The sequence below is a fragment of the Sphingopyxis sp. H050 genome (genome assembly GCF_001468265.1).
Classification (GTDB): domain Bacteria; phylum Pseudomonadota; class Alphaproteobacteria; order Sphingomonadales; family Sphingomonadaceae; genus Sphingopyxis.
The window spans coordinates 178,948-203,642 of sequence record NZ_LNRZ01000007.1; the positions used below are offsets into that span (position 1 = coordinate 178,948).

Consider the following 24,695-nt stretch of genomic DNA (forward strand, 5'->3'; position numbering starts at 1 on the left):
TCCCTTAGCCGCTCGCGCCTGCGCAAGTCGAGGCTTTGCATGGCCCGCGCTTTGTGCGAAACAAAGGTAGAACAAAGAAAAGGGACCGCTCATGCCCAAGCTCGATCTCGACACCATCCCGCAAACCAATGCCACCGGTTATCCCGCGCCCTATGACGCGCCCGTCCGGGGCCGCTGGTATCGCCGCCTCGCGCCGCCAACGGGGATCGGCGATTTCGCCGCGAGCCATGTCGTGCTGAAGCCCGGCGCATGGTCGTCGCAGCGCCACTGGCACGACGGCGAGGACGAAATGCTGGTGATGATTGCGGGGGAGGCAGTGCTGATCGAGGACGGCGGGCGCTGGCCGATGCGGGCCGGCGATATCGCAGCATGGCCAAAGGGCAGCACCAACGGCCATCATCTCGTCAACGAATCGGACGCCGATTGTGTCTTCGTCGCGCTCGGCGGCGGCAAGAAATATGACACCGGCGGCGGCTATTCGGATATCGATATGCTGTTCACGCCCGACGGCTATTTCCACAAGGACGGGACGCCCTATCCGACCAAGCGGATTCCCTAGCCCTCAACCGGCCCCTCGAACTTCTCGATCACCCAATCCTCGGCCTGCGCGCCGCCGATCCATTCCTGCATGCACGGGTGGCTGATCACCGCTTGGCAATAGGGGATGGCAAAGCGCGGAAGCGGGATCGAGTAGGTGAGAAAACGGGTGACCACCGGCGCGAACATCATGTCGACCGCCGACCAGTCGCCGAACAGGAAATCGCCTTCGCCGCCGAAACGCGCGCGGGCCTCGGCCCAGATCTGGATGATGCGGATCACGTCGGCCTGCACGTCGGGGAGCAGTTCGGCAGCCGGATAGATGCGGCGAATGTTCATGCTGTGATTGCGGCGCAGCGCCGCGAAGCTCGAATGCATTTCGGCGGCCATCGACCGCGCCATCGCGCGCGCCGCCATATCCTCGGGCCAATAGCCGCGGGTGCCGCCGGTCTTTTCGTTGAGATAGTCGATGATCGCAAGGCTGTCCCAGACGACGATGTCGTCGCCGTCCCACAGGATCGGCACCTTGCCGCCCGACGGGGCGAACTCGTCGCCCTCGCGGCGGTTCGACCAATCCTCGTCATAGAGCGGGACGGTGACTTCCTCGAACGGCAGGCCGCTGTGCTTGGTCGCTAGCCAGCCGCGGAGGCTCCAGCTGGAATAGGCCTTGTTGCCGATGAACAGTTTCATGTCGTCTCCGAGTTCCCCTCCCGCTTGCGGGAGGGGCTAGGGCAGGGCCTGTCGGGCCGCGGTCGAGTTCGGAACATGCCCTCCCCCGACCCCTCCCGCAAGCGGGAGGGGAGATCAGGATTCGACCGCCTCCAGCACCGCGGTGCGCAGTTCGGCGATCCCCATGCCCTTTTCGCTGCTCGTCGCGATCACCTCTGGATGCGCGGCGGGATGCTTGCGGGCTTCTGCCTCGACCGCGGCATGGACTTCGGCGAGGTTGGTCGCCTTGATCTTGTCGGTCTTGGTGAGGACGAGGCGGTAGCTGACCGCGGCGACGTCGAGCATCTCGAGCACCTCGCGGTCGACGTCCTTGATACCGTGGCGGCTGTCGATCAGCACCAGCGTACGTTTCAGCACCTGCCGGCCGCGCAGATAGTCGTTCACCAGGAAGCGCCATTTCCTGACGACATCCTTCGGCGCCTTGGCGAAACCATAGCCCGGCATATCGACGAGGCGGAACACCAGCGGATTGCCGACGTCGAAATAGTTGAGCTCCTGCGTGCGCCCCGGCGTGACCGAGGTGCGGGCAAGCCCGTTTCGGTTGGTCAGCGCGTTGAGCAGCGACGATTTGCCGACGTTGGATCGGCCCGCGAACGCGATCTCGGGGACGCTGGGGCTCGGCAGATGCTGGAGGGCGGGTGCCGATTTCAGGAAGGCGATCGGCCCCGCAAACAGCTTGCGTGCCCGTTCCTCCCGATCCTCTGCGTCCGGATCGATCTCGCTCATTTCGCCGGGGCTGCCCTCAGCTGCGGGAACTTGCGATACATGAACTGCTGCTGCGCGATCGACAGGCAGTTGTTCGTGATCCAGTAGAGCAGCAGGCCCGCCGCGAACGGCGCCATGATGAACATGAACATCCACGGCATGATCTTGAACACCTGTTGCTGGATGGGGTCGGTCGCCTGCGGGTTGAGGCGGAACTGCAGCCACATGGTGATGCCGAGGAGCAGCGCGAGCGGCCCGAGCGCCAGCAGCGACGGCGGCGTGAAGGGCAGCAGGCCGAAGAGGTTCAGGAAATGCGCCGGATCGGGCGCCGAGAGATCCCTGATCCACAGCGCAAAGGGCTGGTGCCGCATTTCGATCGTCAGCATCAGCACCTTGTACAGCGCATAGAAGATCGGAATCTGGATCAGGATCGGCAGACAGCCCGCGAGCGGATTGATCTTCTCGTCCTTGTAGAGCTTCATCAACTCCTGTTGTTGCCGCTGCTTGTCGTCCTTGTAGCGTTCCTGCAGCGCCTTCATCTTCGGCTGGACGAGGCGCATCTGCGCCATCGAATGGAACTGGCGGTTGGCGATCGGGAACATCAGCAGGCGGATGATCAGCGTCAGGATCATGATCGCGACGCCGAAGTTGCCGACCTGCTTGAACAGCCAGTCGAGCAGCTTGAAGATCGGAATTTCGAAAAAGTCGAACCAGCCCCAGTCAATCGCATGCGACAGCCGGGTGATGCCCTGAGTGTCGGTATAGTCTTCGAGGACGCTGACTTCCTTGGCGCCGGCGAAGATGCGGCTGGTCACTGAGAGCTGGGTGCCTGGCGCAATTTGCGTGAACGGGCGCGCGAAGAGGGTCTGATAATTGTTCGACGCGGGCGTGCTGATCGACGCGGTCACGCGTTCGCCCTTGGCGGGGACGATCGCGGCCAGCCAATATTTGTCGGTGAAGCCGAGCCAGCCGGCCGAGCTGTATTTGAAGGTCTCTCCGGCATCGAGATCCTTATAGTCGACGTCGAACTCGGATTTGCCGTCGACGAAGCCGGTCGGACCGATGTGGTTGGTCCAGCTCGTCTGCTCGTGCGGGTCGGTCGGCTTGCCGAGGCGATCGATCAGCGCATAGCTGCTCGCGCTGACCGGCGCGGTGCCGGTGTTGGCGATCGTCTGCTTCGCGGTGATCAGATAGTTGGCGTCGATGCTATAGTCGATACGGAAGGTCTGGCCCGTGGCGTTCGCCCAGCTGAGCGTCACCGGCGTCGTCGGCGTCAGCCTGGTGCCGGTCGCGGTCCAGAGCGTGTTCGGTCCCGGAACCTGCACGCCCTGCGCGGCCGCCCAGCCGACGCTCGCGAAATAGGAGGCCTTGGTATTGCCCGGCGCAAAGAGGCGCACCGGCGGCGCGTTCTTTTTGATGGTCTGGCGATATTTGGTGAGCGTGATGTCGTCGATGCGCGCGCCGACGAGGTTGATCGAGCCGGCGACCGCCGGGGTTTCGATCGGGATGCGGTTTGCCGACGCGACCGCCGCCTCGACCGGCACGATCGCCTGCGCGCCCGGCGCCGCCGTCGCCGTGCCGGGCGTCGGCAGCGCGGCCGGCTGGCCCGGCGTTGCCGTCGTCGCCGTGGGCGAACCCGCGACCGTCTTCGTCACATCGGGCTTTGCCGGGGTGGGGAAGAATTTATCCGAAACGAAGCTCCACCCCAGCAGGATGGCCGCCGACAGCAAGATTGCCGTGATCCAGTTACGCTTGTCGTCCACGCTCTTCGGTCTCTCTTCGTCTCAAAATGTCGGGATAGGCCGTGCTCAAGGCACGGGGTCATAGCCGTGACCGCCCCAAGGATGGCAGCGCAATAGCCGCTTTGTCGCCAGCCAGCCACCCTTGATCGCACCATGGCGTTTCAGCGCGACGATCGCATATTCGCTGCACGAAGGGGCGTAGCGGCAGGTCGGCGGCAGGATGCGCGACGGGCCGAGCTGCCAGCCCCGCGCGATCAGAATGAGCAGGCGGGCGATCATGCAGAAGGCCCGGAAAACTGCGTAACTTCACTCGCGATTGCACTTTTTTCGTCACCCCGATGAAGTCGGCGGTGCCGAAGGATGCGAGCCGAAGTCGCCGAAAACCGCGGAACTTCATTCGCAAACGGCATTTGCCGCGGCTGAGGAAAGGCGATCATGGGCTGGTCGCCAACTTCTTCGCGGCGCGCTTCAGCGCCGAATCGAGATGTTCGCCGAGGTCGGCGAAGGCGATGTCGTTGCCGCCGGGGCGGCCGATCAGCACATGGTCGGCGCCGGCGATCCCCGATTCGGGGAGCGCGGTGCGGGCCAGCGCGCGCAGCCGCCGCTTCATGCGGTTGCGGGTGACGGCATTGCCGACTTTCTTGCTGACCGTAAAGCCGATGCCCGGCTGATCGTCACCATCGTCGCGCAGGCGGACGAGGAGAACGAAGCCGGGCATGGGAAAGCGAAGGCCGCGGTTGGCGGCCAGAAATTCGCTGCGTTTTGAAAGCGTTCGCACCAGCCCAGATCCTACCAGGCTTGGCAGCGAAGTGCCGGCTGTCAGGCCGACAGCTTCTTGCGGCCCTGGGCGCGACGGTTGGCGAGAACCTTGCGGCCGCCGACGGTCGCCTTGCGGGCGCGGAAGCCGTGACGGCGCTTGCGCACGAGGTTGCTCGGTTGATAGGTGCGCTTCATCGCGGTTTTCCCTAGATATCGTCAAATGCTGTAACAGAAAAGGGCCGCCAAGCGTGGGCGGCCACTGTTGGAGGCGCGGATAAGCAAGAGTCGGGGGAAAGTCAATCGCCATCTGGCGTCTCCAGCGCGGCGCGCGCGCGGCGGCGCGCGGCGCTGACCCGGCGCATGATCCGGTCGGCGCGATCGCCATAGCCGGGGTGGCTGCGCTTGAAGCGGACATAACGGCGTTTGGCCCAGGCGCTGTTCTGGAGGCAGAGCATCAGGCCGACGGGGAAGAGGATGATGAAGCCGGGGCCCGGCAGAATGCCGACGATCGGCGAGGCGACGATCAGCAGCGCGCCGACGACGAACAGCGCGAGGCGGATCTGCGCATTGCGCCTCAATCGTTGGTAAAGGCTGCGCTTTGCCATGGAAGGCGATGTGGGGAGGTCGCGGGTGAGTTGCAAGTATAAAACACGTCGCGCGCAATACCCTAGCGTCATCCCGGCGAGGCCGGGATCTCACCGTAGCGCCGTCGGGCCGCGGCGAGACCCGGCCTTCGCCGGGGTGACGCAAGCTGGAAATCAGTTCAGCGTGACGAAGCGCGCCATGTCGTCGCGCGTCAGGTAGCGAACGTCGTCGAAAGGCGTCGCATTGGTGAGCGCGTAGAAAGCGCGCGCCTTGGCATCGTCCATGCCCATTTCGCGGTAATAGCCGATATATTCGGCGTGGACCGGATCGTTCGCGGGATAATCGTTCGCCTCGCGGCCAGTCTCGTCGGCCCAGCTGTGGACGCCGAATTCCGCATCGGGAGCGGCGCGGCGGGTGCTTCCGGCGAGCCAGAGCTCGACTGCACCCGACCGCACCGAGCCGCCGCTCGGGACGACGGTTTCCAGACCCGCCCGGCGGATCGCGCGGGCGAGGATCAGGTTCGCTTCCTCGTCCAAGCTGCCGGGGCAGTCGATCATTTCGAGGCGCTTCAAATGCGGATAGGCCGCGAGCATCGCAGCGAACTGGCGCGGCGTCGACGAGGTGACGTCGCCCGCCATGCGGATCGTCCTATCGTCGACGACGGTGAAGGGGCCGAAATTCGCCTTGGCGCGGCCAAGCGTCGCGAGGGAGGCGGACGGAGCATAGCGCCGCGTCGCGCCGAGATCGGGGTCCGCGGCTAGCGCTTCGTCGTCCAGGAGCGCGGCGTTTTCATCGATATAGTCGCCGCCGTCCTCGTCGCCGAGGCCTTCATCGCCCGCGTCATACGTCCAGGTCACCGTCGTCGTGGTGACGGTCACGACCTGCTGCGCATGGGCCGGTGCGAACGCCAGCACCGCCGCGAAAGCGGCGACGATCAGCGTGCGGACGAACGCTTGAATCGAGACGGACGGCGAAATCATGCCGCCGGTTTCGCGCGGGCGCGATGACCAAATGGCAAAGCGGCAGCGTCAGCGCGGCGTTAACCGCGTTTCGGGACGGGTTTTGCTGGCTCGATCGTCATCCCGGCGAAGGCCGGGATCTCAACCTAGGGGCCATGACGCACCGGCGAGATCCCGGCCTCCGCCGGGATGACGGAAAGGGTTGAGTTCAGTCCTCCTCGCAAAGCGCCTTCAATTGTTCGGCGACCGCTTTCCAGCCGTCGACGAAGCCCATCTCTTCGTGCTGCTTTTGCGCCTCGTCGGTCCAGTGGCGCGCCCAGCCGGTGAAGCGGGTGCCGTCGCCTTCGGGCGCGATTTCCCAGCCGCCGATCATGAAGGGGGTCCCCGCGGTGAGGCGGCCGCTTGCGTCGCGGACCACCGCGTCGGTCGTGACGAAACGCGTGCCCGGCACCACCTCGAGGAAGATGCCGTCGGTCGGCATCGTCTCGCCCTCGGGGCCGTGCATCGTCATCGCGCAGCGCCCGCCGCTTTTGAGATCGAAGTCGTCGAGCGTGACGGTCCAGGGCTTCGGACACCACCATTCGGCGGTGCGCTCGGTCATCACCTGCCATACCTTGTCGGGGGCGGCGTCAATCAGCGTCGTCACGGACAGTTCGCGCGGGGAATCGGTCATGTTTCTCTCCATTATGTTTTCGGGGGGGTCAGTCGCGGTCGGGGGCGCCGAGCGGGAAATAGGCGCGGTACGGCCGGGCCTCCTCGACGCAGCGCGACACCGTCGGATGCGCGAGCAGGCGGGCGCGATAGGCGCTGAGATTCTCGTAGGTCTCGGGGATGCGGTGCACCCAGTCGGCGTAGAAGAGCGAGGGCGCGGCGGCGCAATCGGCCAGGGTGAAGCCATAGGGCGTCGCCCAGCCGCCGCCCGCGAGCTCCTTGTCGAGCCAAGCGTAGATCGTGTCGAGCCGCGCCTTCGCGCCCTCGACGATCGACTCCACATGACCCGCGGGACCGCGGATCGCGTCGTTCACGACCTGCTGCATCTGGCCCATCACATGATGGTCGAAGATGCGGTCGAAGAAGCGAACCTTGAGCGCCCCGTCGAAATCCTGCGGGATCAGCCGCGGTTCGGGGGCGAGATGGTCGAGATATTCGATGATGATCGAGGATTCGAACCAGGGCGTGCCGTCGTGGACGAGCAGCGGGAATTGCCCCACCGGCCAATGCGCCCTGAGCTCGGGCATATGATCGGGGAACGCCGGGTCGACCGAGCGATAGTCGAAATCGAGCCCCTTTTCGTAAAGCGCGATCAGCACCTTCCACGTGTAGGAAGAAAAAGGATGGCCGTAAAAGATCAGCATCAAGGGGCGTCCTTGCGGGTCAGCCATGCCAGCGGCAGGCCGATGAAGACAATGTGCGGGAAGAGGGCGACCAGCCCCTTGACGAGATCCGGCGGCGGGAAGGGCGCGCCGAAGCGCAGCGGCAGGACGATCGCATTCATCACCAGATAAAGGCCGAAACCGTAAAGGGTTCCGGTGAGCCACCAGGGATGGCGCAGCGCCGGGATACGACGAACCGCGAAGAACCAGAAGCCGACCATCGCACCCATGATGGCGAAATGCGTCGCGAGACCGGCGAGGGCACCGCCGAACCCCCAGTCCCCCGCGCCGTCGCCGAACGGCCCCTTGGCGACGCCGCGCAGCATCCTGCCGGGGTCGCTCCCCGCGAGCACGCTCCACACCGCCGCGTAGGCGATGTCGAGCGTGCCGCAGAGCAGCCACGCGAAGAGGAACGGGTTACGCCGCGCCAACGCCTTCGCCCCGGATCGCGGCTTCGATCGCCGCGACGTCGATCTTCTTCATCGTCATCATCGCCTCGAACGCGCGCTTGGCGGCGGCCTGATCGCCGCTTGTCATCACATCGGTCAGCGCGCGCGGGGTGATCTGCCACGAGATGCCCCATTTGTCCTTGCACCAGCCGCACATGCTTTCTTGGCCGCCATTGCCGACGATCGCGTTCCACAGGCGGTCGGTTTCCTCCTGCGTGTCGGTGTGGACCTGAAAGGAAAAGGCCTCGCTATGCTTGAAGGTCGAGCCGCCGTTGAGCCCGATGCAGGGGTAACCCAGCACGGTGAAATCGACGGTGAGGACATCGCCTTCCTTGCCGCTGGGATTGTCGCCCGGCGCGCGGTGGATGCCGCCGACGCTGCTGTCGGGGAAGGTCGCGGCATAGAAGTTCGCCGCTTCCTCGGCATCCTTGTCGTACCAGAGGCACAACGTTGCTTTGCTCGACATCATTTCTCTCCCTTGATCGGGCTGCCGATCGACCAGAGATGGCCGAACGGATCCTTCACCTGCGCGTAGCGGTCGCCCCAGAAGGCATCGTGCGGTTCGAGCGTCGACGACGCGCCCGCGGCGATCGCGCGCTGGAACCAATTGTCGGTGTCGTCGACGTGCAGGTGCAGCGTGGTGCCGGTCGGCGCGCTCATCGCGTGGCCGCTATATTCGGGGAAATCGTCGTGCAGCATCAGCGACGCGCCGTTGACATGCAGGTGCGCATGCAGGAAGCGCACGCCGTCTTCGGCGGGCACGCGGACGAGCTCGGTCGCGCCGAACGCCCGCTGGTAGAAGTCGATCGCTTCGCCGCCGCGCCTGTCGGGGATCGCGATATGCGGAGTCAGGCCGCCGGTCGGGGCCGTATTTGCGGGGGTGTCCATATCGTCTCTCCCTTATGACTTGCGGGGGCCGACAAGGCCGAAGGCCGCGCCCTGCGGGTCGAGGCCGTTCATCGCATATTCGCCGCCCGGGATTTCCATCGGCCCGTTGGTAATCGTGCCGCCGTTCGCGGTCACCGCCGCCTGCGCGCGATCGATATCGTCGACACCGATATAGAAGGTCCACATCGATGCGGGCATGCCGGGCATCAGCGGCATGATCGCGCCGAGGCTGACATCGCCGCGCTGGATGAAGCGGTAGGCGCCCATGTCGCCCATATCCATCTCGCCATTCTGGCCCCAGCCGAAATGCCCGGTGTAGAAGGCCGTCGCGCCGTCGGGGTCGCTCGTCGCGAGTTCGTTCCAGCGGATGCGCTGCGGCTGGTCGACCGAAAAGACGTCGCTTTCCTGCCCCTCCATGCCCGGCGGCGGGGCCGGGTCCATGATATAGAAGGGCGCCCCCTGCGGATCGGTGACCATCGCGATGCGCCCCACCGGGATGTCGGTCGCGTCCATCTGGACGCTGCCGCCGTCGGCCTTGATCGCCGCGATCTTCGCATCGACGTCTTTCGTGTGAATATAGCCGATCCAGAGCGGCCGCGCGCCGCCGGCGAGCATGTCGGCACCCAGCGCGAGCACGCCGCCCGCGTTGCCGCCATCGCTGCGCCCGATCATGCGATAATCCATATCGCCGGCGGCGGGGTCACGCTCGGACGCGATCGTCCAGCCGACGACGGCACCATAAAAGCGCGCGGCGCCCGCCGGGTCGGGAGTCATCAGTTCGTACCAGATGAAGTTCGATGCGTCGGTCATTGTCTCTCTCCTGGGGGTGCGGCCGGGTATCAGGCCTCGACGATCGGTTCGAAGCCGCCGTAGATCATGCGCTTGCCGTCGAAGGTCTGGTCGGCGGGGTCGTGCTTCATTCGCTCGTCGGCCATGACCTTGTCCCATGCCTGGGCGCGCGCGTCCTTGCTGGGCCATTCGATCCAGCTGTAAACCACCGTCTCGCCGTCCTGCCGGTGCGCGGCGCGATGATAATCGGTGACCTTGCCGTCGGGAACGTCGTCGCCCCACGCCTCGACCACGCGCGTCGCGCCATATTCGATGAACACGTCGGACGCCTTTTTCGCGGCTTCGCGATAGGCCTCCTTTTTGCCGTCGGGAACGGGAACGACGAAGCCGTCGACATAGCCCATGGCGCCGTCGCCGCGATCGTCGATCAGCGAGTCGAAGCCCGCGAAGATCATCCGCATCCCGTCGAACGGCATGTTCGCGCCCATCGCCTCCATGCGCGGATCGCTCATCATCTTTTGGGTCGCGGCGTCGCGGGTCGCGCGGTCGGGATATTCGAACCAGCTGAAGACGACGGTCTCGTCGGGCTTTGCCTGCACCGCCCCCCTGAAGTCGTTCACCTTGCCGTCGGGGACATCGTCGCCCCAGCATTCGACCATCCGGCTCGCGCCGAATTCGCGGAACAGCGGCGCGGCGTCGGCCGCGTGCTTGCGATAGGCTTCCTTGTTGGCGGTCGGCACCGCGAGCACAAATCCTTCGACATAGGTCATCTTTACTCTCCTCAGGGGGTTTGGAGGGGGTTTCAGGCGGCGGGTGGGCCCGCTTCTTCGCTGAAGGTGGCCAGCTGCGCGGCGAGCGCGCGCTGGAAGGCGGGGCGGGCGAGGCAGCGGTCGAGGTACGCCTGCAGCCGCGGCTGTTCGGCGATGAGGCCCGCCTCGACCGCCTCGCGCAGCACGGTCGCCATCGCAATGTCGGCGACGGTGAATTCGCCGACAAGATACGCCTTGTCGCCGATCGCGTCGTTCAGACGGCCGAGACGGCCCTGGATGAACTCGATCAGGCTCGGCCGGCGGAGCTTCGCCCACTCCTCGTCCTTCGCGAACAAATCGACATTGCCGAGTTCGAACAGCATCGGCTCGACGCTGTTATAGGCGGCGAACAGCCACGCGAGCGTGCTGGCGCGCGCCTGCGGATCGCGTGGCATCAGCCGCGCGTCCTTTTCGGCGAGGTGGAGCAGGATCGCGCCGCTTTCAAAGAGGCGGATGCCGCCGTCGCACAGCACCGGAACCTGGCCCCACGGCTGGAAGAGGAAATGGTCGGCGGGGCGGTTGACCGCGCTGATCAGATGCTCGGCATAGTCGAGGCCGATTTCCTCGCACGCCCAGCGCGGACGGAGGTCGCGGACGAAGCCGCGCGCGAAGTCGGGCACCCAGTCGAAGGCGGTGACTTCGAGTTTGCTGTCGGGATCCACGGGCATGGTCAGCTCCTTTTCCCTTTGATGTAGGCGACGATCGACATCGCGTGGCCGTGGCCGAGGGCGAAATCCTGCTTGAGCCAGTCGGTGATCGCGGTCGCCTTGACGCCGGGGGCGAGGCCGTTCGCGTCGGCGAGGCCGTGTTCGATGGCGTGGGTTTTCAGATCGTCGGCCGACTTGCCCGTCTTCGCCGCGACATTGTCGAGATACGCCTGGAAGCTCATGTGCCAGCTCCCGTCAGGCGGCGGTTTCGGGAACCGGCGCGTCGCCGTTCGCGACCGCGGGGTCCATCCAGAAGGGGCCCCAGACATGGCCGTCGGGGTCGAGGATGTCGCGCCCGTACATGAAGCCGTGATCCTGCACCGGATTGACGTCGGCGGTGCCGCCGGCGGCGCCGCCGGCCTCGACCATCGCATCGACCGCTTCGCGGCTGCCGAGCGCCAGCGCGAGCGACACCTCGCTCGATCCGGGCGCGGCGATCGGGCGGTCGGTGAAGCTCTTCCACTTGTCGCGGGTCAGGATCATCACGAAGATCGTGTCCGACCACACCATCGCGGCGGCGGTGTCGTCGCTGAAACGCGGTTCGTTGGTGAAGCCGAGTGCCTCGTAAAAGGCCTTCGATCTCGCGAGATCGGCGACGGGCAGGTTCACGAAGATCATCCTGGGGGTATCGGCCATGCTCTCTCTCCTCATGTCCGCCCGAACAGCATCCGGACGTAACGCTTCAGATGGGTGACGGTCCCGCGCGCAATCGCCGGGTCGTTCGTGGTTTTCGCCAGGACGAAGGCGCCCTGCAGCACCGACTGGACATGCTGGGCGAGGCCGATCGCGGTGACGCCGTCGGGCACGCCATACACGTCGATCGCCGCCTGGATGTCGGGGGCGAGCGCCTCGCAATAGGCGTTGATGCTGGCCTCGCACGCGGCGCGGATGCGGTCGCTGGTCGCATAGGCCTCCTGCACCATCGTGCCCACGAAGCAGGTATAATCCTCGGTCGGGCCGTCGAGCATCGCCAGGCGGAAATCGATATGGCCGAGCAGCCGGTCGAGCGGATCGTCGAGGCGGTTGGGCGGCGCGAGTTCGAACATCGGCCGCGCGCGCTCGGTCCAGCCCTCGGCGGCGGCGACCGCCAGCGCTTCCTTCGAGTCGAAATGGTGGAAGAAGGCGCCCTTGGTGACCCCGGCGACCGCGCAAATCTCGTCGACGCTGGTCGCGGCATAGCCTTGCTTGCGCACTGTGGCGTGCGCCGCGGCGATCAGCGCGGCGCGGGCGCTGCCGCGCGGGGCGCGCGCCTTGGGGGTTGGGATGGGGCGAGTCGTGATCATGCGAATCTACATACCGACCAGTTGGTATGTTGTCAAACCGCCTGCGATCGATCGCGCCAAGGCGGCGCTAAATTGACTCGACCTTTCCACCGCTTGGCGTAAGAGGGGATGGGAACAAAGGGGGATCATGGTCGCGATCGTTTCAACCGTCGCCTATCTCGGCATCGACGCGCGCGGGGTCGAGGTGCAGTGCCAGATCACGCCCGGCATGCCGCGCTTCGTCGTCGTCGGCCTGCCCGACAAGGCGGTCGGCGAGAGCCGCGAGCGCGTGCGCGCCGCGATCGCCGCGATTGGCCTGTCGCTGCCGCCCAAGGTGATCACGGTGAACCTGTCGCCCGCCGACCTGCCCAAGGAAGGGTCGCATTATGATTTGCCGATCGCGCTCGCGCTGTTGGGCGCGATGGGGGTGATCGATGCCGAGACGCTGAGCAGCTATGTGGTCGTCGGCGAGCTCGGGCTCGACGGGCGGGTGGCGGCGTCGCCCGGCGTGCTGCTTGCCGCCATTCACGCCGGCAGCGTCGAGCGCGGGCTGATCTGCCCGGCCGCGCAGGGGCCCGAGGCGGCGTGGGCCGGGCATGTCGAGGTGCTGGGCGCGCCCGACCTCCTGTCCTTGCTCGGCCATTTTAAGGGCAGTGCGCCGCTGCTCCCGCCGGTGCCCGGCGAGGTCGAGGCGCCGGTGCGCAGCGCCGACCTGTCGCAAGTGAAGGGGCAAGAGACCGCCAAGCGGGCGCTCGAAATCGCCGCGGCGGGCGCGCATAATCTGATGATGTCGGGCCCGCCGGGCGCGGGAAAGTCGCTGATGGCGGCGTGCATGCCGGGCATATTGCCTGACCTGACCCCTGCCGAAGCGCTGGAAGTGTCGATGATCGCCTCGGTCGCGGGGACGCTCGAGGGCGGGCGGCTCGTGCGCGCGCGGCCGTTTCGCGCTCCCCACCATTCGGCGTCGATGCCCGCGCTCGTCGGCGGCGGGCTACGCGTCCGGCCGGGCGAGGTCAGCCTCGCGCATCTGGGCGTGCTGTTCCTCGACGAGCTGCCCGAATTCCAGCGCGGCGTGCTCGACAGCCTGCGCCAGCCGCTCGAAACCGGCGAGGTCAGCGTCGCGCGCGCCAACGCGCATGTGACCTTTCCGGCGCGCGTCCAGCTCGTCGCGGCGATGAACCCGTGCCGCTGCGGCCATCTCGGCGATCCGGCGCTTGCGTGCAGCCGCGCGCCGCGCTGCGCCGCCGACTATCAGGCGAAGCTGTCGGGGCCTTTGCTCGACCGTATCGACTTGCATGTCGAGGTCGAAGCGGTGAGCGCCGCCGACCTCGTCCTGCCGCCGCCCGCCGAGGGCAGCGCCGAGGTTGCGGCACGCGTCGCGGCGGCGCGCGATATTCAGACCGCGCGCTATGCCGATCACAAGGCGCGGACCAATGCCGAGATCGAGGGCGAGCTGCTCGAAGCCGTCGCGACCCCCGACGAACCGGGCCGCAAGCTGCTCGCGCAGGCCGCCGAAGCGATGCGCCTTTCGGCACGCGGCTACACCCGCATCCTCCGCGTCGCGCGCACGATCGCCGACCTGGCGGGCGCGGACAGCATCGGCCGCATCCATATCGCCGAGGCGCTGAGCTATCGCCGGCAGGCGCCGCGGGCCTGACGCATGGACAAGATCGCCTTCGACGCGCAGATCATCGAGTGGCGCGGGCCGCCGCCTTATCTGTTTGCGGTCGTTCCCGATGAGCATATCGCCGCCATCCGCTACGCCGCGCTGACCGAAAGCTATGGCTGGGGGGTGGTGCCGGTGGTCGTGCGGGTCGGGGCGACCGACTTTACCACGTCGCTGTTCCCGCGTGACGGCGGCTATCTGGTGCCGGTCAAGGTCGCGGTGCAGCGCGCCGAGGGCATCGGCCGCGGCGACCGGATCAAGGTGCTGATGCGCGTCGGGCGGCCGCAAAGTTAAAGACGGTAAAGATTTTCCAAATATTTTGGTGCAATAGGGACCGCATGACGGGGGATGGGACATATCTGAAGCACATGTGGGGCCGGCTCGCGCTCGGCCTTGCGCTGCTCGTGCTGTCGCTGTCGGCCGCGCCTGCGAGCGCCGAAACGCTGAAGGTCGATCGCGGGCTGTGCCACGCCGAAACTGGTCTCGACACGCCGGACAGCAGCCTGTCGTCGCTGCAATTTTCCTGTAACGGCACGCCCGCCGGCTATCATGACGCGAGCCTGTGGCTGCGCGCCGAGCCCGGGCGGGTGCCGGATTGGCGGAACGACGTCGCGCTGATGGTTCACCAGTCGCGGTTCGACCGGCTGGCGGTCGCCTTCACCTATGCCGACGGGCAGGTGCGCTGGCAGCAGGTGCTGCAGGGCGATTACGGGCCGCACTGGCGCGCGGGCGGGCAGATCATGTTCGATGCGCCCGAACGGAGCGTTGCGCTCACCGGCATCACGCTCCGCTTCGACCGGCTTGCGAGCCTGGGTTTGCTGCGCGCGCGGCTGGTGCCGAAGGGCGACGCCGTCGTCCAGTCGACTGGCATGGCGGTCACGATCGGCGCCGCGCTGACGCTGCTGCTCGTCAGCGGCATCTACAGCCTGTCGCTCGCGGTCGCGGTGCGCCGGCAATATCTTGCGTGGCAGGCCGGTTGGTCGGCGACGATGCTGCTCTGGGGTGCGGTCTGGTCGCAGGCGCATCTGGGGCTGGCGCCCGGCCTCGCCGGCACGGTGTCGGCGCAAATCGCGACTTTCCTTGCCTGCTCGGCGGTCGCGATCGCGACGGCGAGCGCCATCCTCGCGGTCGATCCTGAAATCGTGGCGCGGCGGCTGCGCGTGGCCGCGCTGGGGCTCGGCGGCTTCGTCGGCGTGATCGGCGTGCCGCTGGCGCTGATCCGCAGCGAAAATCTGGCGCAATGGGGCGACATATTGGGGCTGATCATTATCGCCGACCTGATCGCCGTCGCAGCCTATCTGGGCCTCGCCTGGCGGCGCGGCTCGGTCGAGGCGCGCGACTTTCTGGCCGCCTGGTGCCTGCCGATGGCGGTGCTCGCCTTCATCCATGTCGTCGACGTCGACGACAGCCTGTGGGGCGGCGGGTCGAAGATCATGGTGCTGCTCGCCGCGACCTGGCAGGCGCTGTGGCTCTCGGCCTCGGCAACGCGGCGGCTCGCCCTGCTTCGGGTCGAACGGGACAGCGCGCGCGCGTCGGAGGCGCTGGCGCAGCAACTCGCGCGGCGCGATCCGTTGACCGGGTTGCTGAACCGGCGCGGCTTTGTGGAGAGCGTGACGCCTTTGCTCGATCGCGCGCGCGCCGACGATTTGTCGGCCGCGCTGCTGCTCGTCGATATCGACCGTTTCAAGTCGATCAACGACGTTCATGGCCATGATGCGGGCGATGCCGTGCTGTGCGAGGTCGCGCGGCGGATCGAACGCTGGGAGGGGCCGATGTGCACCGTCGCGCGGCTCGGCGGCGAGGAGTTCGGGCTGCTGACCATCGGAATGGAAGGGATCGTGCTCGCGCGCTTCGCCGAAAGCGTGCGGCGCGGCATCGCCGCGTGCGATCATAGCGTGGTGATCGGCGAGGGCAGCGTGACGGGCAGCGTCGGGGTCGCCGAAGTGCGCCCGGCGGGCGATTTCCAGCAGCTCTACCGGCTGGCCGACGAAGCGCTCTACGACGCGAAGCGCGGCGGGCGCGACTGCGTCGTCGTGCAGCGCTGCGTCAACGGCCCCCCGGGCGAAGCCCCGGACCGCGAGGCGGCGCTGTCGAGTTGACGATTATATCCGTTGCCAACCCGCATGGGACGGCGGCTTTGGGATAGGAAGCCGACGCGCTCGTCTGTGATCCCTGGCGAAAGCCGGGGTCCAAGGAAGTCTGAACCAAGCGTCGAGTTGCGCCGCCCTGGGCCCGGTTTTCGCTGGCGATCACGATGGCAGCAACCGGTCGTAACCGTCCCGGCAGTTCGCTCAAAGACCGAGCGACTTGTTCTCAACGACTTCGAGCGGCGGCGGCGATTTCACCGCGCCGGCGCGGCGGTGCGACAGCTTGCCTTCGACCTTGCCGCCATTTTCGATCGTGATCGTTTCATAGATCACGTCGCCGGTAATGCGCGCGGTCGCGTGGACGATCAGCGTCTTGGCTTCGATCGACCCGTCGAGCAGGCCCGCGATCTTCGCGGTGTCTGCGGTCACCGCGCCCTTGATTTCGCTCGCCTCGCCCTGGACGAGGTTGGCGCATTTGAGGTCGCCCTCGATCTTGCCGTCGATGTGCAGATCGACGCTCGCCGCGACGTTGCCGGTAATGACGACATCCGATCCGAGGACCGAGAAGGTCGTGTGGCGCGCGCCGCTCGCCATCTTAGCGGGCACCGTTGGCAGCGACGGAACCGACTCGCTGTCGGGCGTCGTCTTTGACTTCGAGAACATCGGCTTTGGCCTCCAGGAAACGGCGCGGGTTGACCGCGACCCCGTTCAAACGAACTTCGAAATGAAGATGGCTGCCGGTCGAACGGCCGGTCGAACCCATCTTCGCGATCTGCTGGCCGGCCGCCACCTGGCTGCCGACGCGGGTGGTGAAGCCCGACAAGTGGGCGTAGCGGGTCAGGATGCCCTGGCCATGGTCGACCTCGACGACATTGCCATAGCCCGACTTCTGACCGACGAAGACGACGCGGCCGGGCGCGGCGGCCACGATTGGGGTGCCGATCGGGCCGCGGAAGTCGAGGCCGGCGTGCATCGCGCCGGCACCGGTGAACGGATCGCTGCGATAGCCGAAGCTCGACGTCATCATCAGCACGTCGGCGGGCTTGCCCGAGGGAACGGCGACGAGCGTGCGTTCGAGCACTTCCATGCGGAACAGCGCGCCTTCGAGCGCGGCGAATGAGGCACCGAGCGCCTTCGCCTTGCCCATCTTGCCGCGGTACGGAATGAAGGGACCACCGCGGCCGGCCGCGGCATTGCGGACAAGGCCCTTGGGGTCGAGCCCGAGCTGCGCGACCGCGACTTCGGCCTTGGCGGCGCGTTCGTTGACGGCGGCGAGCAGGCGGCCGGCGAAGGCCTCCTGACGCTGTTCGATGCGTGCGAGCGCCTGCGCCTCGGGGGGCAGGTTCGGATCGATCGCGCTGGTTTCGAGGGCTGCGGGTTCGGCCTTGGCCTCGCTGCCGATTTCCGGCGTCACCGCCGCGGGCTCGACACCGAAATGATCGGCGGACCATTGTTCGAGCTGTTCCTGCCGCTCTTCGAGGTCGGCGGCGGTTTCGGCGACGCGGTCGCGATATTTGGCGATGCGCGCTTCCGACGCCGCGGCCGCCGCCGCCTTTTGCGCGACCTCGGCGCGTTCGCCCGAGGTCAGCAGCTGGTTCGCGAGGATGGCGAGCGTGATGCCCGCCCATGCGAGCAGGACCGCGCCCGTGATCAGCGCGACGCGCTTTTGCCAGACGGCGGAAATACGAATGAAACGCACATGACCGTGCGTGCGAACGAAGATTTCATGGTCCTGAAACAGCGCAGAAATACGCTGCCGCAAATCGCGCAGGCCCGTGGTTTTCGAAGACAAGTGGCGACCCCATCTTGTTATATTGTGGAGCCCTCCGCCCCGACTTGATGGGCGCCTTATCAGCGCAAGGTTGTACTTGCGAATCTTTGCTCGGCGACTCGCGCCGAGTCGAAAAGGACTCGCGGTGAACGGTGTTGTGGGGCGGTAACAGTGCCATTTTGGCTCGATTCTGCGCTGCGAATCGGGTGTTAACATTGACGGCTTGCTTACCATTTCGGCGTAGGGGAGAGCGGTGACCCATATGCCCAAAATCACCCCCGCCGAAGGCGCAAATGCCGTGGAAGAACAGGCGCCTGTGAGCCGCCAGCGGCCGCGCTCGGCGGTCAGCGCCGCGGTCGGGCTCGTCGGTCTGATCGGGCTGCTCTCCTATTTGCTGATCGCGCGCTATGCCCCTGAAATCGCGGCGTGGCTCGGCGTCGACTGGGGGAACCGGGGCGTGATGGACGGGCCGAATTCGGCGATTGCCAGCGTGCTCGCCTGCGGTATGCCGATGGTTTTGTGGTCGGTCTTCGTCGACAAGGTGCATCGCAATCCTTCGACCGGCATCGACTGGAGCCTGCGCCGTCCGTGGCGCGAGACGCTCGACATCAGCCTGACCAAACTCGCGGGCCTGTGGGCGACCTGGGCGCTGATCGCGGGCTTCTATGCGACAATGCGCTATTATTGGGAGGGCAATTACGCCTTTTCGATGGACCTGCTGACACGCGTCGCGCCGTGGCTGCTGCTGGTCTCGGTGCCCTATATGCTGTGGCTCGACCGGCGCATGGTCGAGCCCCGCGACGGCTGTTACCAGTTCGGCCGCTGGATGATTGCAGGCCCGAAAGCGGGTAGGGGTCAGCCGGTCGACGGCCGCGCGATCGGCCATCATTTCCGCGCCTGGGCGGTGAAGGGCTTTTTCACCGCCTTCATGCTGTCGATCGTGCCGGGCAATTTCGCGTCGCTGGTCGGCGTGCCGATGAGCGAGATGCTCGCCAATCCCTATATGACCGGGGTCTGGGCGATCAACGTGCTGTACCTGGTCGACGTCCATATTGCGACCGTCGGCTACATCCTGACGATGAAACCGCTCGATTCGCACATCCGGACGGCGAACCCCTATTTCATGGGCTGGGTCGCGGCGCTTGCCTGTTACCCGCCCTTCCTGCTGATGAACGGCGGGCCGCTCGACTATCAGGTCAATGGCGCCGACTGGGGCTATTGGCTGGCGGGGCACGACACGCTGATGACGGTCTGGGCGGTGGTGCTGTTCCTGCTGGTCGCGGTCTATGCCTGGGCGACGATGGCGTTCGGCATCCGCTTTTCGAACCTGACGCACCGCGGCGTGATCACGCACGGGCCGTATAAATTCACCCGGCACCCCGCCTATGTGTCGAAGAATTTGAGCTGGTGGGTCGGCTCGCTGCCCTTCCTCGTCACCGCGGGCGGTGCGGTCGAGGCAGTGCGCAACACGCTGCTGCTGGCGGCGGTCAGCGGCATCTATTACTGGCGCGCGAAGACCGAGGAGAAGCATCTTCTCGCCGATCCGGCCTATCAGGCCTATTGGAGCTGGGCGCAGGCGCATGCCTTCGTCCCCCGGCTGTTCGGCAGGCTGAGCGGGCGCTCACGTCCGCTCATCCGCCTCGACCCAGATCCGCGCGTCGGACCGGTCGCCTGATGCGGGTGAGCGCCGGCAGGCGCCCACCCCGTTTCATCAGAATTTGAAGCCTGCCTCGACGCCCCAGATGCGGGGTTCGTTGACGTAGCTCGTCAGGTTGTTGAAATCGATGCCGCCGGTCGGCGAGGCGTCGTTCGTGATGTTGCGCACGAAGCCCGCAATATCGAAGCGGTCGGTGCGATAGCCGACGCGCAGGCCGCCCTCGATCATCTTGTCGTCCGAGAATTCGACCGACTGATACAGGAAGAACTGGATCTTCGAGCGGTAATACCAGTCGGTGAACGCGTAGATCGCGCCGTCGCCGACGGGAATTTCATAGCCCGCGGTCCAGTTGAGCGTCCATTTCGGCGACTGCGGCAGCTGGTTGCCGTCGATCGAATAGATGCCGGGGCTGCCCGGGCGCACCGGGTCGAGCACGGTGCACGGCGTCGCCGAGCCGCAGCCCGCGACGAAGGCGCCCGCATCGTCGATCTTGGCGATGTTCCAGGCGCCGCCGACCGAGAAGGTCAGCCCGCGGGCGGGCGCCGCCTGCAGTTCGGCCTCGATGCCATGGCCCTTGGCGTCGACGTTGAGCAGGCTGGCGACGTTCGAGGTGCCGCCGACCGCGGTCAGCTGCAGGTCCTTGGTGTCGAAATAATAGCCGGTCAGGTTGAAGCGGACGCGGTTGTCGAGGAAGGCGGTCTTGATGCCGGCCTCGTACGACATCGTCTCTTCCTGGTCGGCGGTCGAGATGCTGCGCGAGAAGGTCAGGCGGCCCTGCACCGACGGCGCGCGATAGCCGCGTGCGACGCGGGCATAGATCGTCAGGTCATCCGACGCCTCATAGGTCGCGCTGGCGTCCCATGTCAGCAGCTTGCCCTTGACCTTGGCGGCCTGCGGCGGGACCGGGGTGTTCGGATTGACGACGAAGATCGGCCGCGTTTCGACCGGACGCGAGGCGACGAAATCGCGCGTGTCGTGGTTGTAGCGCGCCCCGGCCTGCAGCTTGAAGCCGTTGTCGAACGCGTAATTGACCGAGCCGAAGAGGCCATAGGCTTCGCTGTCCTGACGCTGGATCGCGATCGCCGACGGGGTCGCATCGGTCGGGCCGCCGAATTCGAAGCTCGAGATGTCGAGCTTTTCGTCGAAATAGAAGGCGCCGAACTGGTAACCGAGCCCGCCGCTGTTGTTGGAGGCGACGCGGACCTCCTGCGTGAACTGGTCGAGGCTCGGGACATTGTCCTGGCTCTGCGCCTGGAAGGGGATCAGGCCCGGCCCCGAGACGGGCAGGAAGACGGCGCCGAAGCCGCCGTCGATGTCGCCGCGGCTGCGGAAATTGCCGTTCCAGTAGGAGGTGATCGAATAGAGCGTCACCGCGCCCAGATCATATTCGAGGTTCAGCCCGACATTATAGGTGTTGAGCTTCTGGAAATTGAGCCCGTCCTGATAGACCTTGTCGCGCTCGAACGCGGTGCCCGCGCCGCCGAGGCCGACGAGGTGGTTGCTGCCCGGCACCTGCGTGTTGGCGCGGAAGATGATCGCCGAGCCGTCATAGACGCGGACCTGACCGATCAGGCGGCCGGTGAACGGGCCGTTTTCGTACTGGAGCTGGAGGCGCGCGGCGATGTCGTCATAGCCGCCGAGGTCCTTCTTCTGCGTGGTGGCGACATTGTCGACCCAGTCGTCGCGATGCTGGAACAGCGTCGACAGGCGAACCGAGAAGCCATTGTCGTCGGCGGCGCCCGCCGCAACTTCGACTTGGCTGGTGCCGTAGCGGCCATAGCTGGCGCGCGCATAGCCGCCGGTCTTGCCCGGCTTGACGGTGTCGAACTTGACGATGCCGGCGGGGGTGTTGCGGCCGAACAGCGTGCCCTGCGGCCCGCGGAGGACTTCGACGCGGTCGAGGTCGAAGATCGGGAAACCCTTCAGGATCGGGTTTTCGAGGACGACGTCGTCATAGACGAGGCTGACCGGCTGCGAGGCGTTGAGGTCGAAGTCGGTGTTGCCGAGCCCGCGGATATAGAAGCGCGGGAAGGTGCGGCCGAACGAGCTTTCGATGTTGAGGCTGGGGACGCGGCCGGCGAGGGCGCGAACGTCCGAACCGGTCGAGGTGATCGCGCCGAGCGTATCGCCCGAAAGGACGCTGACCGCGACGGGGACGTCCTGCAGGCTTTCCTCGCGGCGCTGCGCGGTGACGACGATGTCGCCGAGGCCGGCGTCTTCGGCCGCGGGGGCATTGTCTTGCGCGGCGGCGGGAGCGGCCCAGCTGCCAGCGGCGAGGGCGATGGTTATGGCGATAGCGGAAGGAAAGTGGCGCATGGCAAGCTTCCTGAAACAGAGTGGGAGATGGGAGAGCGGTAAGACCAGCCGCCCTTTGACTCCGCGCGCGCGCGCAATCAATCGCCCACGCCCGCCACCGCTCATTTTCGTGTCAGCAGTGTTGCGCATTTGCTGCACCTTTGGGGTTCAGCCGCTCGCGCTTTTTCGTGCTTCCATGCCCTCGGGCGCCGGATCGTTGGCCGGATCGGGCAGCGCGAAGAAGGCGCGGCGGGCGGTTTCGCCGGCCTGGCGGAGCGGGGCGACGGCCTCGGCCCAGGCCGCTTCCCAGGCATCCTCCTCCTCGGGGGCGAGGGCGCGTTCATAGGCCTCTTCGCCGAACGCGCCTTCCTCGGTGCCCGCGAAGCCCTCGGGCGGGGGGAAGTTGGTGCGCCATTCGTCATGCTCCTCGTCGTGCCAGACGGTCATCGCGGCGGCCTCTTCCTCGGGGGTCGGTTCGGCCTCGGGCTCGGCGTCGGAATCGGCGGAAATCTGCGTAACTTCATTCGCGATTCGCGTGCCGCGCCACAGGGTGGCCAGCGGGTTGGCGCGGTTGTCGCGCGCGGCGAGCCAGAGCGCGAGGGCGGCGCTGTGGCCTTCGGTATCGGCGCTTTCGGGCCCGGCGCCGTCGGGCGCCGCAACGTCGAACGCGTCGAAGAGCGACAGGAAGCCCGGCCAGTCGCCGGCGACGATCTGCGCCAGCATCTCCTCGCCCGGGCGGGCACGGGTTTCGACCATGCGGTCGAGCCGCGCGAGCATCGCGAGGCCGAGGCGGCTGTCGATGCGGCGGCGCTTGACGAAGCTGCGGCCGTCCTCGCGCTGCAGCTCGGTGGTTTCGTCATGTCCCCAGATCGCGCGGTCGAGCAGCTCGTCGACGAGCCGCCCGCGCGCGATCAGCAGCGCCGCGGCGCAGCCGAGCTTGAACGCCGCGCCCTCGGGGCGCTGCTTGAGCTGATAGACGGCGGAGGGCGACATGCAGACCTTCGCCGCCGAAATCTTGACCGACCCGTTGGTGGCGAACGCCTCCAGAAACTCGCGCTGGAGCCGCGGCGTCCAGTGATAGCTGCCAGGGGCGGGGATATGCGCGGGATCGTGCGGGGCGTCGTCCATCGATTCGTCCTTTCGGTTGGGTGAAACCGCACGAGCGAACCATATGGGTGAAATGTAGGAAAGGGGAAAGTGCGGATTGTGATCCTATTTCGTCGTGTCTGCTTTCCGACCGGAAGCTGCCTAACCTACCGCCGTTCGCATCGAGCGAAGTCGAGATGCCCCTCGGCGTGGCGCAAGGTCGATGGGTGTCTCGACTGCGCTCGACACGAACGGACAAGGGATCGACCGAAAACGACCGGAACACGACATTTATAGCTTCGTCATCCTGAACTTGTTTCAGGATCCATGGTCTGCCGTTTCCTTCGGCGCGGCATTTCATTCGAGCTCGGACCATGGATGCTGAAACAAGTTCAGCATGACGAGAATTGAACGACCGCTCACCACCTCAAAGTGGTCGCGGCGTCAGAAGCTCAACTCGTCGTAGATTTTGGAAAGATCGTGGTTCCACGACCCCTCGTAGCGGTCGAGCAGGTCGTGCGCGGGCGATTTGCCCGAGGCGGCGATGCGGCGCAGCGGTTCGAGGAAGCCGACCTCGTTGTCGCCCATCGAATTGACCTCGCCGCGCGCGGCTAGGCCGGCGGCGGCGATGTCGAGGACGCGGTGCGCGAGCTGTCCGACCGTGCCGCCGCCGGGCGCGGGGGCGTCGAGGCCCTCGCTGGGGACGGCGTTGCGCAGCGTCTGCTGCTCCTCGATGCTCCAGCCCTTGACCAGATCCCACGCGGCGTCGAGCGCGCCCTGATCGTAAAGCAGCCCGACCCAGAGCGCAGGAAGCGCGCAGATGCGGTTCCACGGGCCGCCGTCGGCGCCGCGCATTTCGAGAAAGCTCTTCAAGCGCACTTCGGGGAAGGCGGTCGAGAGATGGTCGGTCCAGTCGGAAAGCCGCGGCAGTTCGCCGGGAAGCGCGGGGAGTTCGCCCTTCAGGAAGTCGCGGAAGCTCTGCCCCGCGGCGTCGATATACTGGCCGTCGCGGAAGACGAAATACATCGGCACGTCGAGCATATAGTCGACGTAGCGATCATAGCCGAAGCCGTCCTCGAAGACGAAGGGCAGCATGCCGGTGCGCGCCGGATCGGTGTCGGTCCAGATATGGCTGCGGTACGACATATAGCCGTTGGGCCGCCCTTCGGTGAAGGGCGACGCGGCGAAGAGCGCGGTCGCGAGCGGCTGGAGCGCGAGCGACACGCGGAATTTCTGCACCATGTCGGCCTCGCTCGCATAATCGAGGTTGGTCTGGATCGTGCAGGTGCGCAGCATCATGTCGAGCCCCATGGTGCCGACGCGCGGCATATGCTGGAGCATGATCTTGTAGCGGCCCTTGGGCATGATCGGCAGCTCGGCGCGGGTCTTGTCGGGCCACATGCCGAGCCCGAGGAAGCCGAGGCCGAGTTCGGCGCCAACCTCCTTGACCTGCTTCAAGTGACGCCCGGTCTCGGCGCAGGTCTGGTGCAGGTTTTCGAGCGGCGCGCCCGACAGTTCGAGCTGTCCGGCGGGTTCGAGGCTGATTGCGCCGTCGCTGCCCGACAAGGCGATGACCCTCCCGTTTTCTGGGCCGCCTTCGATGACCGGCTCCCAGCCGAAGCGGGTGAGCGCCATCAAGAGGTCGCGGATGCCGCCGGGTTCGTCATAGGAGGGCGCGCGATGGTCGGCGGTGCGATAGACGAATTTCTCGTGCTCGGTGCCGATGCGCCAGCGGTCCTTCGGCTTCTCGCCCTTGATCATGGGGATCGCGAGCTGGTCGCGGCTTTCGACGATGGGATCGTTGCTGTCGGAGGCGGTTCGCGTGGTCATGTCGCGCCAC

At 66.4% G+C, this 24,695-nt stretch carries 29 protein-coding genes; 5 read left to right on the forward strand and 24 right to left on the reverse strand.

The genetic code is table 11. The features are described from left to right. Positions 1 to 91 precede the first annotated feature (91 nt). A complete protein-coding gene (locus ATE67_RS15385; RefSeq protein ID WP_058817539.1) occupies positions 92 to 559 on the forward strand; it encodes a cupin domain-containing protein in 468 nt (155 codons plus the stop codon). On the opposite strand, the gene ATE67_RS15390 is transcribed toward ATE67_RS15385, so the two are convergent. From ATE67_RS15390 to ATE67_RS15480, 19 genes are all read right to left on the reverse strand, one after another. Next, positions 556 to 1,227: a glutathione S-transferase family protein gene (locus ATE67_RS15390; RefSeq protein WP_058817540.1), complete on the reverse strand. Its 672-nt coding sequence runs from the start codon at positions 1,225 to 1,227 to the stop codon at positions 556 to 558. The genes ATE67_RS15385 and ATE67_RS15390 overlap by 4 nt on opposite strands. A 114-nt stretch (positions 1,228 to 1,341) precedes the next feature. Then, positions 1,342 to 1,992 (reverse strand): ribosome biogenesis GTP-binding protein YihA/YsxC, encoded by a 651-nt coding sequence (yihA, locus tag ATE67_RS15395; protein ID WP_058817541.1) that lies wholly within the window; start codon positions 1,990 to 1,992, stop codon positions 1,342 to 1,344. Then, positions 1,989 to 3,734, reverse strand: coding sequence for a membrane protein insertase YidC (gene yidC, locus ATE67_RS15400; protein ID WP_058817542.1), 1,746 nt, complete (start codon positions 3,732 to 3,734; stop codon positions 1,989 to 1,991). Before yidC ends, yihA begins: the two co-directional genes overlap by 4 nt. A gap of 45 nt (positions 3,735 to 3,779) precedes the next feature. Continuing rightward, on the reverse strand, positions 3,780 to 3,992 hold the full coding sequence (gene yidD, locus ATE67_RS15405) for a membrane protein insertion efficiency factor YidD (protein WP_054586362.1): 213 nt from the start codon (positions 3,990 to 3,992) through the stop codon (positions 3,780 to 3,782). A 154-nt stretch (positions 3,993 to 4,146) separates the two neighbouring features. Next, positions 4,147 to 4,491: a ribonuclease P protein component gene (rnpA, locus tag ATE67_RS15410; RefSeq protein WP_058817543.1), complete on the reverse strand. Its 345-nt coding sequence runs from the start codon at positions 4,489 to 4,491 to the stop codon at positions 4,147 to 4,149. Between the two features lie 41 nt (positions 4,492 to 4,532). Beyond that, complete coding sequence (gene rpmH, locus ATE67_RS15415; protein WP_058817544.1) at positions 4,533 to 4,667, reverse strand: 50S ribosomal protein L34; 135 nt, start codon at positions 4,665 to 4,667, stop codon at positions 4,533 to 4,535. Between the two features lie 101 nt (positions 4,668 to 4,768). Further along, a complete protein-coding gene (locus ATE67_RS15420; RefSeq protein ID WP_058817545.1) occupies positions 4,769 to 5,077 on the reverse strand; it encodes a hypothetical protein in 309 nt (102 codons plus the stop codon). 153 nt (positions 5,078 to 5,230) lie between these two features. Next, entirely contained in the window at positions 5,231 to 6,037 is an 807-nt protein-coding gene (locus ATE67_RS15425; protein ID WP_058817546.1) for a hypothetical protein, read from the reverse strand. A 187-nt stretch (positions 6,038 to 6,224) separates the two neighbouring features. Continuing rightward, the gene (locus tag ATE67_RS15430) at positions 6,225 to 6,689 is read right to left on the reverse strand and encodes an SRPBCC domain-containing protein (RefSeq protein ID WP_058817547.1); all 465 of its coding nucleotides are present in this window, start codon (positions 6,687 to 6,689) and stop codon (positions 6,225 to 6,227) included. A gap of 28 nt (positions 6,690 to 6,717) precedes the next feature. Beyond that, on the reverse strand, positions 6,718 to 7,371 hold the full coding sequence (locus ATE67_RS15435; protein ID WP_197411966.1) for a glutathione S-transferase family protein: 654 nt from the start codon (positions 7,369 to 7,371) through the stop codon (positions 6,718 to 6,720). Next, entirely contained in the window at positions 7,371 to 7,820 is a 450-nt protein-coding gene (locus ATE67_RS15440) for a hypothetical protein (protein ID WP_058817549.1), read from the reverse strand. The genes ATE67_RS15435 and ATE67_RS15440 overlap by 1 nt, the downstream gene beginning before the upstream one ends. Then, entirely contained in the window at positions 7,807 to 8,307 is a 501-nt protein-coding gene (locus ATE67_RS15445) for a VOC family protein (RefSeq protein ID WP_443028770.1), read from the reverse strand. The genes ATE67_RS15440 and ATE67_RS15445 overlap by 14 nt, the downstream gene beginning before the upstream one ends. Continuing rightward, positions 8,304 to 8,726 carry a VOC family protein gene (locus ATE67_RS15450; protein WP_058817551.1) on the reverse strand — a complete coding sequence of 141 codons (423 nt, stop codon included), beginning with the start codon at positions 8,724 to 8,726 and terminating at the stop codon, positions 8,304 to 8,306. The genes ATE67_RS15445 and ATE67_RS15450 overlap by 4 nt, the downstream gene beginning before the upstream one ends. Before the next feature lie 12 nt (positions 8,727 to 8,738). Further along, positions 8,739 to 9,536 (reverse strand): VOC family protein, encoded by a 798-nt coding sequence (locus tag ATE67_RS15455; RefSeq protein ID WP_058817552.1) that lies wholly within the window; start codon positions 9,534 to 9,536, stop codon positions 8,739 to 8,741. 29 nt (positions 9,537 to 9,565) lie between these two features. Continuing rightward, entirely contained in the window at positions 9,566 to 10,285 is a 720-nt protein-coding gene (locus ATE67_RS22105) for a DUF1428 domain-containing protein (RefSeq protein WP_058817553.1), read from the reverse strand. A 32-nt stretch (positions 10,286 to 10,317) separates the two neighbouring features. Then, on the reverse strand, positions 10,318 to 10,992 hold the full coding sequence (locus ATE67_RS15465; protein ID WP_058817554.1) for a glutathione S-transferase family protein: 675 nt from the start codon (positions 10,990 to 10,992) through the stop codon (positions 10,318 to 10,320). A gap of 2 nt (positions 10,993 to 10,994) precedes the next feature. Next, positions 10,995 to 11,213: a DUF4287 domain-containing protein gene (locus ATE67_RS15470; protein ID WP_058817555.1), complete on the reverse strand. Its 219-nt coding sequence runs from the start codon at positions 11,211 to 11,213 to the stop codon at positions 10,995 to 10,997. 13 nt (positions 11,214 to 11,226) lie between these two features. Beyond that, complete coding sequence (locus ATE67_RS15475) at positions 11,227 to 11,667, reverse strand: VOC family protein (protein WP_156417053.1); 441 nt, start codon at positions 11,665 to 11,667, stop codon at positions 11,227 to 11,229. 11 nt (positions 11,668 to 11,678) lie between these two features. Beyond that, positions 11,679 to 12,314, reverse strand: a complete 636-nt coding sequence (locus ATE67_RS15480; RefSeq protein ID WP_058817557.1) for a TetR/AcrR family transcriptional regulator — start codon at positions 12,312 to 12,314, stop codon at positions 11,679 to 11,681. A gap of 127 nt (positions 12,315 to 12,441) precedes the next feature. Between ATE67_RS15480 and ATE67_RS15485 the strand changes: the two genes are divergently transcribed. Genes ATE67_RS15485 through ATE67_RS15495 form a run of 3 tightly spaced genes read left to right on the forward strand, consistent with a single transcriptional unit; the run spans position 12,442 to position 16,058 of the window. Then, positions 12,442 to 13,950: a YifB family Mg chelatase-like AAA ATPase gene (locus tag ATE67_RS15485; RefSeq protein WP_058817558.1), complete on the forward strand. Its 1,509-nt coding sequence runs from the start codon at positions 12,442 to 12,444 to the stop codon at positions 13,948 to 13,950. 3 nt (positions 13,951 to 13,953) lie between these two features. Then, entirely contained in the window at positions 13,954 to 14,253 is a 300-nt protein-coding gene (locus ATE67_RS15490) for a DUF1905 domain-containing protein (RefSeq protein ID WP_058817559.1), read from the forward strand. 44 nt (positions 14,254 to 14,297) lie between these two features. After that, positions 14,298 to 16,058: a sensor domain-containing diguanylate cyclase gene (locus ATE67_RS15495; RefSeq protein WP_058817560.1), complete on the forward strand. Its 1,761-nt coding sequence runs from the start codon at positions 14,298 to 14,300 to the stop codon at positions 16,056 to 16,058. Positions 16,059 to 16,250: 192 nt separating this feature from the next. On the opposite strand, the gene ATE67_RS15500 is transcribed toward ATE67_RS15495, so the two are convergent. Next, positions 16,251 to 16,709 carry a bactofilin family protein gene (locus ATE67_RS15500; protein WP_058817561.1) on the reverse strand — a complete coding sequence of 153 codons (459 nt, stop codon included), beginning with the start codon at positions 16,707 to 16,709 and terminating at the stop codon, positions 16,251 to 16,253. Further along, a complete protein-coding gene (locus tag ATE67_RS15505; protein WP_058817562.1) occupies positions 16,642 to 17,838 on the reverse strand; it encodes a M23 family metallopeptidase in 1,197 nt (398 codons plus the stop codon). The genes ATE67_RS15500 and ATE67_RS15505 overlap by 68 nt, the downstream gene beginning before the upstream one ends. A gap of 241 nt (positions 17,839 to 18,079) precedes the next feature. Between ATE67_RS15505 and ATE67_RS15510 the strand changes: the two genes are divergently transcribed. Further along, a complete protein-coding gene (locus ATE67_RS15510; RefSeq protein ID WP_082660412.1) occupies positions 18,080 to 19,492 on the forward strand; it encodes a methyltransferase family protein in 1,413 nt (470 codons plus the stop codon). A gap of 36 nt (positions 19,493 to 19,528) precedes the next feature. On the opposite strand, the gene ATE67_RS15515 is transcribed toward ATE67_RS15510, so the two are convergent. The 3 genes from ATE67_RS15515 to ATE67_RS15525 all read right to left on the reverse strand — a co-directional run bounded on the left by ATE67_RS15515 (position 19,529) and on the right by ATE67_RS15525 (position 24,685). Beyond that, positions 19,529 to 21,790, reverse strand: coding sequence for a TonB-dependent receptor (locus ATE67_RS15515; RefSeq protein ID WP_058817563.1), 2,262 nt, complete (start codon positions 21,788 to 21,790; stop codon positions 19,529 to 19,531). Between the two features lie 147 nt (positions 21,791 to 21,937). Continuing rightward, complete coding sequence (locus ATE67_RS15520) at positions 21,938 to 22,897, reverse strand: hypothetical protein (RefSeq protein WP_058817564.1); 960 nt, start codon at positions 22,895 to 22,897, stop codon at positions 21,938 to 21,940. Positions 22,898 to 23,299: 402 nt separating this feature from the next. Further along, complete coding sequence (locus ATE67_RS15525) at positions 23,300 to 24,685, reverse strand: glutamate--cysteine ligase (RefSeq protein ID WP_058817565.1); 1,386 nt, start codon at positions 24,683 to 24,685, stop codon at positions 23,300 to 23,302. Positions 24,686 to 24,695: the final 10 nt, after the last annotated feature.